Genomic DNA, 13,456 nt, shown 5'->3' on the forward strand with positions numbered 1-13,456 from the left:
CATCACCACTGCCATTGAGCGCCCAGCTGGCCGCCGAAAGCGCGGGTATGCGTACCGACTTCGCCGCCGAGCTTCGCGAACAGGCTGACTCGCTGTGTCACCTGCATCTGGGCGCCTACGTCGAGGCGTGCCGCGTCTCGGTCGGTCGGCGTGCCGTAGACCTGCCACGCCTGGCCCGGCGCGTTCACGAACGAAGCCGTCAGTGACTGGTCCACGCCGGTCAGGCTATGCGTCCAGGCCAGATCCACGTGCCAGTCGACCGAATGGCCGAACAGCACGCCGCCCTGCTTGAGCAGGCGTGCGCCGAGCACGCTGAACACGGCATTCGTGCTCGCCGGGCCATAGGAGAGTGCGCTCACGCCGCCGCTTTCGGTCGCGCTCTGCTGGCCGAAGTGACCCACCGTCAGGCCCGCATACGGCTCGAGGGTGCCGGCGGCCGTGGCGAGTTTCAGGCCCGCTTCGCCATACAGCGTTTCGCTGGTGGTATTGAACGTCGCGGTGTTCTGTTCGCTTTGCGTATCGACGGTCACAGTGCGTGTCAGGCGGTTGTTCCAGTAGCCGAGCCCAGCGATGCCGGTGACGTAGAACGGACGAGCCGACGGCGACCACGTGCCATACAGCTGACCTTGCACGCCGTTGATGCGCGCGTTTGCCGGATTGTCCGCAAAGTCCACGTTGTCGTTGTTGGCGATCAACGCGGCGCCGGCACGAACGTCGGGCAGCACGGCCTGGTCGTAGCCGACGGTCAGCGCGGCGGAGTTGTCGTCGTAACCGTCGCTACCGAGGGTGCCGTCGCTGCGGGCCGTGTTGTGCTGATAATCCGCACTCACCCACAGGCCGTGGGCGAGGGCGCTGCCCTGTACGAGATGCGAGGCGATGGTGTTCTGCGCCTCACCCGTGCGGTCCTGCGCGATCTGGCGGAACGGCACCGCTTCGCTGCCGGCCAGTTCGGACATCGCGCTATAGGCCTGACGTTGCGTGGCCGGGATGAGCGCCTGCGTCACGGCGTTGCCGCCGTTGTCGTAGATCCGGCTCAGCACCGCGGCCACATGATTCTGGTTGATCGAATCGACCGGCAGCGCGAAGTTGATGGTCGACGGTGCGGCCAGCGTGACCGTCACGGCGCCGCTCGCTCCGTAGCTAACGCTGCTGTCCATATAGGCCAGGTTCGTCGTCACATTGCTGAACGCGCCGGACAAGAGACCCGAATAGCTCAGAACCGTGTACGTGGTGCCCAGCGTGTAGCCACTGCCAGACGAGATCAGTTGCAGCGTGGTGCCGCTGCCGATCGTCACGTTGCCGAGCACGGTTGTGACACCGCCCGATGTCGGCGTGATCGCGACGGCATACGTCGCGCCGCTATTGAACGAGAGTGTGCCGCTGATGTTCAGGCCCGTGCCGGGTTGGTTCGCGTACAGCGTGCTGCCGCTGGTCATGGTCAGGCCCGGCGTGATCGAGCCGATACCTTCAACCGTCGCGCCACCCGAGCCGATCGTGACGTTCGTGGCGATGCCGCCGTTCATCAGCAGTACGCCGCCGTTCGCGACTGTGGTGCTGGTGGCGATTCCGGTACCCATGCCGTTGCCTGCGCCATCGACTTGCTGCGTACCGCCCGAAACCAGCGTATTGACCGCCGAGCCGCCGCTCGTGACGTCCTGCAAGGCGCCGCGGCCCACCGTCGTGCCCGAAGCGACACCGTAAATCACGCCATCGACGATCTGCGTGGCGCCCGAATTCAGTTGGGTATCGATCGCGAGGCCGCCACCATACACATACTGCGTACCGCCCTGATTGACGGTCGCGTTGGTGGCCGTGCCGCCCGAGCTCAGCACCTGACTGCCGCCGGCATTGATCTGGCCGCCGCTGGCGACACCGCCCGACAACACGGACTGCGTACCGCCGCCACTGACGATCGTGCCGTTGGCGACACCGCCCGACACGATCTGCAATCCGCCACTCACTGTCGTTGCGTTGGCGGTGCCGGACGTCAGCACCGTTTGCGCGCCGCCGTTGTTGACGATGGTGTCGTTCGCCACGGCCAGGGCAGACACAACCTGCGAGCCCTGCGAATTGACGACGGTCGCCGACGCCGAGCCACCGGCCGAGACGAACTGGGTGCCGCCATCGACCACGCTGCCGATGGCAACGCCACCGCCCGACACCGTCTGCGTCGCGCTGGTGCCGAGCGTGGTCGCGCTGACCACACCGCCCGTCACGGTCTGATTGCCGCCACTCGACACGACGGCGCTCGTCACCGTGCCAGAGGTAATGTTCTGCACGCCGCCCGACATCACCGTCGAATCGATGACGATGCCGCCCGTACTTACGTTTTGTGTGCCGCCGCTCGTCACGGTTGCGCTCAACGACGTGCCGCCATTCGCAATATCCTGCGTGCCGCCCGAAGCCACGGTTGTAACGGCCGCGGTGCCGCCGGAAAGGATGGACTGCAGGCCGCCCGCGCTGATCACGGTGGTGGTCGCCAAACCGCCGGAGGTAATGATCTGCGCGCCGCTCGCACCGATCTGCGTGCCGGTCGCGAGGCCTCCGCCTGACACTGTTTGCGTGCCGCCGCTGCCGATTTGCGCAGCCACCGCCGACCCGCCCGACATGACGTTCTGCGCGCCGCCTGCGCCGATCTGCGCGGACACGGCGAGACCGCCGGCCGAAATGGTCTGCTGGCCATTCGAACCGACGACCGTGCCGCTAGCCAGACCGCCCGCGGATACGATTTCGGCGCCGCCACTGCCGACCGTGGTCGTGAGCGACGTGCCGCCCGACAGCACGGTCAGGCTGCCGCCATCCTCGGCCACGACGCCCGACGCCACGTTTTGCGCAATCGTGAAGGCGCTCGATGTGCCCGAGACGGAGAACACATTGCCGGTCACGGTATCCGCCGTGTTCAGTACCAGCGCGCCGCCGGCGCTTTGCACCGTGTTGGTTGCAGTGCCGCCCGAGGAGACCACGAGCACGCCGCCGCTCGAGATGTCGGTATTGCCCGCCATGGTGCCGCCCAGCACATACAGCGTGCCGCCGCTGCTCACCACCGTGCCGATTGCGGTCGAACCCGAGGTGACTGTCTGTGTGGAACCTGCCGACAAGGTCTGCGGGACGTCCAGTACGCTCACGTCACCGGCCGACGTACTTTCGCCACTGTTGACGTAACCGGACACCAGATACACTGCACCGCCCGCTTCGACGGTACCGCCGGACAGCACGCCGCCTGACGACACGAACTGAGTGCCGCCGCTGTCCACCAGCGCATTGACCGATGTGCCGCCGCTGGCAATACTCTGCAGCCCGCCGTTGGTCACGGTCGTGCCCGAGGCCACGCCACCGGTCAGGATGTTTTGCGTGCCGCCGCTATTGACGGTTGCGTTGATGGCCGTGCCGCCGTTCAGGATGTTTTGTGCGCCGCCATTGTTGATCACGGTGCCGCTCGCCACACCACCAGCCGATATGGTTTCCGTGCCGCCGTTGCCCACTTGCGTAGCGAGCGAGGTGTTGCCCGCCAGCACGGTCAGGGCCCCGCCGTTCTCGACCACAACGTTTGAGGCAACGCCACCCAGGATAGAGAAGGCGCTGCTGACCCCGGCCGAAACAACATTGCCCGACAGGTTTTCGGCGGTGTCGGTGACCAGCACGGCACCTGCATTCTGCGTCACGCCAGTGGCGGTGCCGCCCGAACTGACGTCGAGTTCGGCGCCGCTATTCAGCGTGGTGCTGATTGCGGTGCCGCCGTCGATAGTCTGTTTGCCGCCGCTCGCTACCGTCGCGTCGTTGGCCGTGCCGCCGATCGAAACAATTTCCTGACCGCCGTTGCCGATATGCGAGTTGAGCGACATGCCACCCGTCAGTACGGCCAACGAGCCGCCATTTTCGATCACGAGGCCTGTCGCGACATTGCCGGAAATCGAGAATGCAGCGCTGCCTGCGCCATACGTACCGGTTAGTGTCTCGGCGGTATCGGTAATCAGCGCGGCGCCGGCATTCTGCGTCACGCCGGTGGCGGTGCCGCCCGACGTAACATTGAGTGTGCCGCCGCTCGACACGGTCGTGCCGGACGCACTTGCGCCCGACGAAACGATCTGTGTGCCGCCGTAAGTGACGGTGGTGCTGCTCACGACTCCACCCGTTCCCGCGACGTTTTGCGTACCGCCGCTTGCAACGGCGGCGTTTGCGGCGCTGCCGCCCGACTTGACGTTTTGCACGCCGTTGACCGTTGCACCGGTATCGACGCCACCGGACGAAACATTTTCCGTACCGCCGGCTGCGATCGCGGTGGCAGTAGCGGTGCCGAGCAGGCTTTGTGTGCCGCCGCTCGACACGGTCGTGCCAGCGGCCACGCCGCCCGCACTCACCTTGATGTTGCCGGCGTCCGAGACAGTCGCGCCCTGGAGGGTGCCGGTGGACGAGACATTGAGCGTGCCGCCGTCGACGTCGGCGCCCGAGGCCGAACCGCCCGAACTGACGTTCAACGTGCCGTTGGCCTGTACGGTGGCGTTCTGGTCCGTGCCGGCGGCATACACCGTTTCGGCACCGCCGCTATTGACAGTCGCACCGATCGACTTGCCGCCGGAAGACACGGCGAATACGCCGCCGCCATCGACGATCGTCGACGAAGCCACACCGCCGGCCGTCGTCCCCGATGCGAGTGATACCGTGCCGCCGTTTTCGACCGTAGTCGCCGATGCAACGCCGGTCGTCAGCACGGCCATCTGCGCGCCCGTGCCGCTCACCAGTGTGCCTTGCGCATAGCCGCCGGCACCGCCAGAGGCCACGACCATCTTGCCGCCGGCCTCGACAGTCGTGTCATAGGCGCTGCCCGCACTATAGCCGCCGCCGGAGCCGCCGATGTAGAGCGTGCCGCCGGAGTTGGCAACATAGTTCGATCCATTGACGGTGGCTGCACCTGCGCTCTCCACGATCGTGCCGGACGCGACTCCGCCGGACACCACGTTCTGAAGACCGCCGAGCACGACGGTGCCGTATGCAATGCCGCCTTTGCTGACGACCTGTTTCGCCGTGCCGCCCGAAGCGACGACGTAGGTGTCCACGGACACGGTGTTCGTGCCGGACACGGTCTGCACCGCACTGGTCGCGGTCGTTCCATCCACCACGGCGTTAATTGTTCCTGCGCCCGCCGGCGATACGTTTGCCGAAGTATTCAGGTACACGGTGGCCGACGTCAGGGCGACGGTGGTAGTTCCGCCATCGGGCGTGCAACTCGTGTCCGTCGATGTCGCAACAGCACATGCCACCGCTTGCGCGTGAGCCAACATCGGAACGCCCTGTGCCGCTGCGAAGCCAAGCAACAGCCTGACGAGCCGCGACAACCCCGCGCGCCTGAACCCAAAACGATGCACGCAATACTTGCGACGGTAGGTCAACCGTTTCATCTACGTATCCCCAATGTGTCTGCGGGGCACCTGGTCTTGGGGTGTCCCGCCTTTTTTTATTTGCAGCCTGAAATCTGCCCAGCACGGACTGGCAACGAAACTGGCCTGGCCTTCCCCGATGCCTTACGCTCCGAACCCGGGAATGCGGCGTATTACGTGCTTGACCTGCTCGGTCGTGATCAGGCGCGTGCATTCGAACTGCCTCGGCGTACCTGCATGGCGCGGGCACCATAAGAAGTCCTTATGATCGAACATTACCCGTACGTCGTTCCAGCAGCTGTTGCACGTGTGGTAGTTGATGACCCGAAACGGCGTGTGAAACTCGTTGGTCGGATGCGTGAAGCCGCTGATCATCACGACCGGCGTGCCCATGGCCCACGCGAGCCACGACAGCCCGCTGGAGAGGCCGATGAAGAAGTCGGCATGCTTGAGCCACCGCGCACGTTCGGCAAGCGGCTTGTCGCCCGTCTCGTCCTCACTGCCATAGGGGATGTGATTCCAGACCGTGCCGGTGCCGTGTGTGGCTTTCTGGTCGATGCAGATCACGCGGTAGCCGTGGTCCTTAAGGAACTGCACAAGCTCGCGCCAGCCGGTGGGGTTATTCCAGTATTTGCACTGCGTCGTGCTTTGGGCGGCAATGCAGACGTATTTTTCGGGAATAGGGCGGGAGGTCTCCTGCAATTCGATCTCCGGGGGCGTCTCGTCGGGATCGACGCCGAGGATGTAACCCGCTGTGCGGTGCAGGCCCACATGACGGAAATCGCAGGGCTGACTGACGTTCGCCTCATCGGTGAAGAAAAGGCCGATGTTGTACGTCGCATAGAACTGCGCCGGATCGACTTCCTCGGGCGTCACGAACGTTATCCGCGGATAACGTGTCTTGAAGAGCGCAATCATTGGCGCGCCCATCGAGCAGGTCAGGGCGCAACCGGGGTGTTGCCGTGCGAATTTCGCTGCATACGGAAACCAGGCGATCAGATCGCCGAGCGTGCCGACGGGAAACTGGATCAGCACGCACTGGCCGTTGAGGTCGAACTGGTGGCGCATCACCTCGGCATCGCCGTTGCGCACCTCGATCTCGAACGGAACGTAGTATTTCTTGCTGCTCGCAACGAAACCGGACTTGAGCGCGGTTTCGAAAAGCACGTTATTCGTCGTCACGTCACGCAGGCGCACGAACCAGTCGTCCCGTGCTTCGGGCAGGACGACGCGGCAGCCGTCATTGAAGTCGTAACGGATTCCGTTCGGCCCTTGCTGGGTCGGGGCGGCGGACGGCGCTACGAAATTGCCCTTGACGTCGGGCGTGGGGGACGTGTTCCTGGCCGGTTGCTTGTCCGCAACGGCCGCCGTCTTGTCCTTCTTCTTCAAATCGTCTCCGGGCCGCGCATCGGCCTTTCTAATAGCCTGAAATTATTCTGCATAACTAAGCGTTTTCCCTGGTGCGTGTGCCGGTCATTCCATGTCCCCCGACGTTTGCACCACTGCCCGCGAATTCGCCGGGCGGAGAACGGGCTCAGTGAGCCCGTTCGCATCCGGACTAGCGTTCGCGACTGATCATAAAATTACAGCGCAATAGTTGTCAAACAACAAAACCGTAAGGTTAAACAAGTATTGGCTCGCCGGCGTTGGCTTCCGTAACCCGGAAAGCCCGCCCGGAGCGGCTTCCGGCTGCCCGCGGGATGGGTGATAGACGTCGGCTGCTAGCCGCTATCAGGGATAAACCCTGGTCCTGCGGAGCCACGGTTGTTTTTTCAACTTACTCCCGCAATCGCGCTGCCGGATGAGCCATAGGCAACTGGCCGAGGGCGCACACGACAAAGTGGTCAAGCAAATCAATGGGTTGCGCATACGTAATGCATCCTGCCCAGAGGTCAACTCCAGCCTTGGCTCAGGGAGCTGCCAGTCAGGGCAAGCGTGTGCGCAATGGTCCCCAAAAAGAAAAATCCCCACTCAGTGCGGTTCACTGAGTGGGGATCGGAATTGCCGATCTCGCGGCGCGACGCTCAACCGAGCAGCAGGGCGTCGTCGTCGAGCTTTTCGTGTCGCGTCTGTTCGAACATGCGCAGCAGGTCCGGCACGTCGAGTCCGCGTCGCGCGTCGCCCGACACGTCCAGCACGACCTGGCCCTGGTGCAGCATGATCGTGCGCTCGCCGTAGTCGAGCGCCTGGCGCATGCTGTGCGTGACCATCATCGTCGTGAGTTTGGCTTCCTCCACGATGCGCGCGGTCAGTTCCAGCACGAACGCGGCGGTCTTCGGATCGAGCGCAGCCGTATGCTCGTCGAGCAGCAGGATGCGCGACGGTTGCAGCGAAGCCATCAACAGGCTCACTGCCTGGCGCTGTCCGCCCGAGAGCAGGCCGATGCGGTCGGTCAGCCGGTTTTCGAGGCCGAGGTTCAAAAGACTCAGCTTGTCGCGAAAGAGTTCGCGGTCCTGCTTGCGCAGCGCCGGGCCGAAGCCGCGACGCTTGCCGCGCGCCATGGCGAGCGCCATGTTTTCCTCGATCGTGAGGGCTTCGCAGGTGCCCGCCATCGGGTCCTGGAACACGCGCGCCACGAGGTGCGCGCGGTCCCATGCGTGCTTCTTCGTGACGTCCTGGCCGTCGATCGTGATCGAGCCTTCGTCGACCATCTGGTCGCCGCTGATCGCGTTGAGGAAGGTCGACTTGCCCGCGCCGTTCGAGCCGATCACGGCGACGAACTGGCTAGTCGGGATTTCGAGCGAGAGCCCGCGCAGCGCGCGCATTTCGATTGGCGTGCCGGGATTGAAAGTGAGCCTGAGGTCCTTTGCGCTGAGCATGGCTTATGCCCTCCCGTTCTTGCGGCCGAAGAGTTTCTTGCGCGTCGCAGGCAGCACGAGTGCGATCGTCACGAGGGCGGCAGTCACGAGATTCAGGTCCTGAGCCTTGAGCCCGATGAAATCGCTGTTGAGCGCGAGCGCGATGAAGAAGCGATAAAGGATCGCGCCGAGCACGGCGGCGAGCGTCGTGAGCACCAGACGGCGCGCGGGCAGGATGCTTTCGCCGATGATCACGGCAGCAAGACCGATCACGATCGTGCCGATGCCCATCGAGATGTCCGAGCCGCCCTGGGTCTGCGCGAAGAGCGCACCGGCCGTTGCGACGAGCGCGTTCGACAGCGCCATGCCGGCCAGCGTCGCGCGTCCCGTGGCGATGCCCTGGGCGCGCGCCATGCGCGGATTCGCGCCCGTGGCGCGCAGCGCGAGGCCGTATTGCGACGAGAAGAACCAGTCCACGCCGCACTTCGCAACGATGACGATAACGAGCAGTGCGAGCGGACGCAGTACGTAGTCGGGCAGCCAGGTCGGCTGAATCATCGTGAAGACGGTGGCTTCGGAAATGAGCGGCACGTTCGGCGCGCCCATCACGCGCAGGTTGACCGAGTAGAGCGCGATCATCATCAGGATGCTGGCGAGCAGGTCCATGATTTTCAGGCGCACGTTGAGCCAGCCCGTGACGAAACCGGCCATCGCGCCCGCGATCATCGCGCAGGCGGTCGCGAGAAACGGATCGTGACCGGCGGAGATCAGCGTCGCAGCAACGGCGCCGCCGAGCGGAAAGCTGCCGTCCACGGTGAGGTCGGGGAAGTTAAGGATGCGAAACGAAATCAGCACCCCCAGGGCGACGAGACTGAAGATCAGCCCGATCTCCAGGGCGCCCAGAAGCGAGTAAAGGGACATGGGAACAAAAATCCTGTTGCGGTCTCCCGCCGGGGTGTATCGGACTTGCCGAGGGACGACGCGCCCGGGCCGGGAAACTTCGCGTCCGTGCGTACCCGATAAGGGTACGCCGGTTTTTTTCTACTGGCCTGCTAGCCGTTCGCGACACGCGTCCGCATGCGGCGGACACTTGTCGCGACGAAGCGGCGTTACTTGACGACCGAGGTCGCGTCCTTGAGCAGATCGGCGGACAGTGTCACACCCTGCTTTTGCGCCGCGGCCGGGTTCACGAACAGTTGCAGGTCGGTGCTCGTTTCCGATGCGATCGCGCCGGGCTTCTCGCCCTTCAGGATACGCACGACGACCTTGCCGGTCTGATGGCCGAGGTTGCTGTAGTCGATGCCGAGCGCTGCGATTGCGCCGCGCTTCACGCTGTCCGTGTCGGAGGCGATGAGCGGGATCTTCGCGTCGTTGGCAACCTTCACGAGCGCCTCATACGCCGAGACCACGTTGTTGTCCGTGTTCGTGTAGATCACGTCGACCTTGCCGATCAGGCTCTTGGCGGCCGGTGCGATATCGACGGTGCGCGGTGCGGCGGCTTCCTTGAGCGTCATGCCGTTTTTCGCGAGCAGTTCCTTGAGCGCCTTCACCACCACGACCGAGTTAGCCTCGCCCGGGTTGTAGACCATGCCCACGGTCTTCGCATTCGGCACGACGCGCTTGATCAGTGCGACCTGCTTGTCGAGCGGGAGCTTGTCCGAGACGCCCGTGACGTTGGTGCCGCTCGGCGCCCAGCCCTTAACGAGTTGCGCGGCGATCGGGTCAGTCACGCCCGCGTACACGACCGGCACGGTCTTCGTCGCGGCGACGACGGCTTGCGCCGAAGGCGTGGCGATCGCGACGATCGCGCTCGGGTTGTCGCCGACGAACTTGCGGGCGATCTGCGCGGCGGTGCCGGTATTGCCCTGCGCGCTCTGGTATTCCCACTTCAGGTTCTTGCCTGCATCGTAGCCGGCGGCCTTCAGTTCGTCGCGCACACCGTCGCGGATCGCGTCGAGCGCGGGGTGCTCGACGATCGACAGCACTTCAACGGTGGCGGTTTGCGCGTGAGCGGCGCCGGAGAACAGCGACAGTGCGATAGCGCTGCCGATAACGGTTTGGGTGGCGGCCCTGGCGGCCAGCTTGAACGACTTCATGCGTGGGATCTCCCCCGAAACTTCAGGTCTGGATGATATTGCCGCGTAGCGCGGCGTCGCCGTCATCCCGCGCGGCCCGGATGTTCTGCGGCGCGCGCGTTATGGTGCAGTGGTCCGACGGCGAGGGTGCGAGGATACCACTTTCGGATGGGCTATCGGGGCGCTGGAAGGTCATTTTGCCGCGGCGGCGCGCCGCTTTGTTCACGCCTCGCGAGCGGGTATTCCGGCTTGATTTTCCGGTAATCCGACGTGGGAGAGAATTTTTTCCGGGTTTCGTTTCGGAATGTCATGACGATGCTCAACGGGAGGATTATCGTGTTGGTTTGACGTTCAATGGCATCCTGGAAACTGGTTTTGCGAGGCGATTTTCTTTGTGAATCAACATGATGGCGTGGCCTTGATTTAGGGTTTTCCATGGGTTTATTTTGCGATATGGCGGGTGATCTGTCGGCTATCGTAAATAAAACGGGAGGCTATATATAATCTGGCCATTAATGGAGTCCATTTATCTACAATTAATTCGCAATATTCCGCCGGAAAGGTTTTGAAAACATTTGCCGGAGAGCCGCACCAGCCGGTCATCTTCGGCATGCCGATCCACCAGGGCCGCATACGGGCACGATTTTTCGTGCATTTTCAAAGACTTTCCACCCGTCGCGTCAATTCAATGCGACCCCATATTCGCATCAAGGTTTGAAAACCTCATAGTTGCGTTCACAAGTGTTTGTTGATATTATCCGCCGATCGCTGATTCAGGCTGGACCATCTATCCGGTACGAAATGCAGCGAACGGGGCAGGCGGATCGCTTGCGCATTAGAGGTTGTATTCCGTGCAATCTCTCCGAACTCGGTCGCGACAAGGCGGCCGATACATGCCGGGCCCCGTCACGTCTTTTTTTTGGCCCGTCATGGTCGTTCTCCATGACCGATGTCCTGGAGTGCTGTTCGTTTGCGCACGTCAACCCGCCTGGCCGGTTGACCCGAAAACAAACGAGGAGCTCCAGATGATGTCGTCTCGCCTTACTTCCCTTTCCGTCGCTGCCGCGCTGCTCTCCCTGGGTGCAGCCGCTGCGCACGCCGACACTGTGAAAATCGCCATCGCGGGTCCGTTCAGCGGCGCGGTCGCCCAGTACGGCGACATGGTCAAGGCGGGCGCACTGACCGCTATCGAGCAGATCAACGCCGCTGGCGGCGTGAACGGCAACAAGCTCGAAGCCGTCCTGATGGATGACTCGTGCGAGCCGAAGCAGGCCGTCGCCGTCGCGAACAAGATCGTTTCGCAGCACATCCAGTACGTGGTCGGCCACGTCTGCTCGGGCTCGACGATTCCCGCATCGGACATCTACGAGAACGAAGGCGTCGTGATGGTCACGCCGTCGGCTACCGCACCGCAGCTCACGGAAGGCAAGAAGCGCCAGTTCATCTTCCGCACGATCGGCCGTGACGACCAGCAGGGTCCCGCCGCTGCTGCCTACATCATCAACAAGGTCAAGCCGAAGAAGGTCGCCATCCTGCACGACAAGCAGTCGTATGGCCAGGGCATTGCGACGTCGGTGAAGGGCGCGCTCGACAAGGCGCACATCCCGGTCGTCGTGTTCGAAGGCATCAACGCAGGTGATTCGGACTACTCGGCAATCGTCACGAAGCTCAAGTCGCAGGGCGTGGACTTTGTGTACTTCGGCGGCTACCACCCGGAAATGGGCCTCCTGCTGCGCCAGTCGCGCGAACAGGGCGTGAAGGCCACGTTCATGGGACCTGAAGGCGTGGGCAACAAGGACGTGACGGCCATCGCCGGCGCGGCTTCGGAAGGCATGCTCGTCACGCTGCCCGCCGACTTCTCCGCCGATCCCGCGAACGCGAAGCTCGTGAAGGCATTTGCCGACGCGAAGCGCGACGCCAACGGTCCGTTCCAGATGCCGTCGTATGCCGCGGTCGAAGTGATCGCCAACGGTATCGCGGGTGCGAAGAGCATCGACCCGACCAAGGTCGCTGCTTACATCCACAAGAACGCAGTCAGCACGCCGATCGGCAAGGTGGAATACGACGCACAGGGCGACCTGAAGTCGTTCCGCTTCGTCGTTTTCACGTGGCACAAGGACGCCACGAAGACCGCCGCTAACTAATCCCGGCGCGTCAACCGGACGCCCCGCTCCTCGTTTCGACGGGCGGGGCGTTTTCAAATCCGGCGGTGTCGAATCCGGGTCTGACCGCTGTGAGCGGTCCTGATCGGTCTTATTGCCGCGAGGTGTTTGCATGAACGATTTTCTTCCCCAATTTACCCAGCAGCTCGTCAACGGGCTCACGCTGGGTGCGATCTATGCGTTGATCGCCATCGGCTACACGATGGTCTACGGCATCATCGGCATGATCAACTTCGCTCACGGCGAGATCTACATGATCGGCGCCTATGTGGGCCTCGTCACGCTCACGGCCATCGGCATCTCCGCGGGTTATCCGCTGCCGCTCGTGCTGGGCGCGGCGCTCATCGTCTCGGTGCTCGTCACCGGACTCTACGGTTTTGCGGTCGAGCGCGTCGCGTATAGGCCGCTGCGCGGCGGGCCGCGCCTCGTGCCGCTGATCTCGGCGATCGGCATGTCGATCTTCCTGCAGAACTACGTGCAGATCGGGCAGGGCGCGCGCGACGTCTCGGTGCCGCAGCTCATCTCCGGCGCGATCGAATTCAACATGGGCGGCAACTTCGACGTGACGATCCCGTATGCACGCATGCTGATCGTCGGCGTGACGCTCGTGCTGATGATCGCGCTCACGCTCTTCATCAGTCGCTCGCGTATGGGCCGCGCCTGCCGCGCCTGCGCCGAGGACATGAAGATGGCCAATCTCCTCGGCATCGACACGAACCGCGTGATCTCGTTCACGTTCGTGCTCGGCGCGATGCTCGCCGCCGTGGGCGGCGTGCTGATCGGTCTCACGATCGGCAAGCTCAATCCGTATATCGGCTTCATCGCGGGCATCAAGGCGTTTACGGCGGCGGTGCTCGGCGGCATCGGCAGCATTCCGGGCGCGATGCTCGGCGGCGTGCTGCTCGGCCTCGCCGAAACGTTCGCCTCGGGCTACATGCCGGCTGAGTACAAGGACGTCGTTGCGTTCGGCCTGCTCGTGCTCGTGCTGCTGTTCCGTCCCACCGGCCTGCTCGGCAAGCCGGACGTCGAAAAGGTGTGAGGACGTC

Annotated in this window: 7 protein-coding genes; 2 read left to right on the forward strand and 5 right to left on the reverse strand. The window is 63.7% G+C overall.

All coding sequences use genetic code 11. The features are described 5' to 3' along the window. Positions 1-2: 2 nt before the first annotated feature. From D1Y85_RS11510 to D1Y85_RS11530, 5 genes are all read right to left on the reverse strand, one after another. On the reverse strand, positions 3-5,396 hold the full coding sequence (locus D1Y85_RS11510; RefSeq protein ID WP_124151178.1) for an AIDA repeat-containing protein: 5,394 nt from the start codon (positions 5,394-5,396) through the stop codon (positions 3-5). 123 nt (positions 5,397-5,519) lie between these two features. Continuing rightward, entirely contained in the window at positions 5,520-6,764 is a 1,245-nt protein-coding gene (locus D1Y85_RS11515; RefSeq protein ID WP_185218957.1) for an autotransporter strand-loop-strand O-heptosyltransferase, read from the reverse strand. A gap of 635 nt (positions 6,765-7,399) precedes the next feature. Beyond that, the gene (locus D1Y85_RS11520; RefSeq protein ID WP_124151180.1) at positions 7,400-8,194 is read right to left on the reverse strand and encodes an ABC transporter ATP-binding protein; all 795 of its coding nucleotides are present in this window, start codon (positions 8,192-8,194) and stop codon (positions 7,400-7,402) included. Between the two features lie 3 nt (positions 8,195-8,197). Beyond that, complete coding sequence (locus D1Y85_RS11525) at positions 8,198-9,094, reverse strand: ABC transporter permease (RefSeq protein ID WP_124151181.1); 897 nt, start codon at positions 9,092-9,094, stop codon at positions 8,198-8,200. Between the two features lie 188 nt (positions 9,095-9,282). Beyond that, positions 9,283-10,269 carry an ABC transporter substrate-binding protein gene (locus D1Y85_RS11530; RefSeq protein WP_124151182.1) on the reverse strand — a complete coding sequence of 329 codons (987 nt, stop codon included), beginning with the start codon at positions 10,267-10,269 and terminating at the stop codon, positions 9,283-9,285. A gap of 1,004 nt (positions 10,270-11,273) precedes the next feature. On the opposite strand from D1Y85_RS11530, the gene D1Y85_RS11535 reads away from it, so the two are divergent. Further along, on the forward strand, positions 11,274-12,392 hold the full coding sequence (locus D1Y85_RS11535) for a branched-chain amino acid ABC transporter substrate-binding protein (protein WP_124151183.1): 1,119 nt from the start codon (positions 11,274-11,276) through the stop codon (positions 12,390-12,392). 130 nt (positions 12,393-12,522) lie between these two features. Next, positions 12,523-13,449: a high-affinity branched-chain amino acid ABC transporter permease LivH gene (livH, locus tag D1Y85_RS11540; RefSeq protein WP_124151184.1), complete on the forward strand. Its 927-nt coding sequence runs from the start codon at positions 12,523-12,525 to the stop codon at positions 13,447-13,449. Positions 13,450-13,456: the final 7 nt, after the last annotated feature.

Source organism: Paraburkholderia dinghuensis (assembly GCF_003837865.1).
In the GTDB taxonomy this organism is placed as follows: Bacteria; Pseudomonadota; Gammaproteobacteria; order Burkholderiales; family Burkholderiaceae; genus Paraburkholderia; species Paraburkholderia dinghuensis.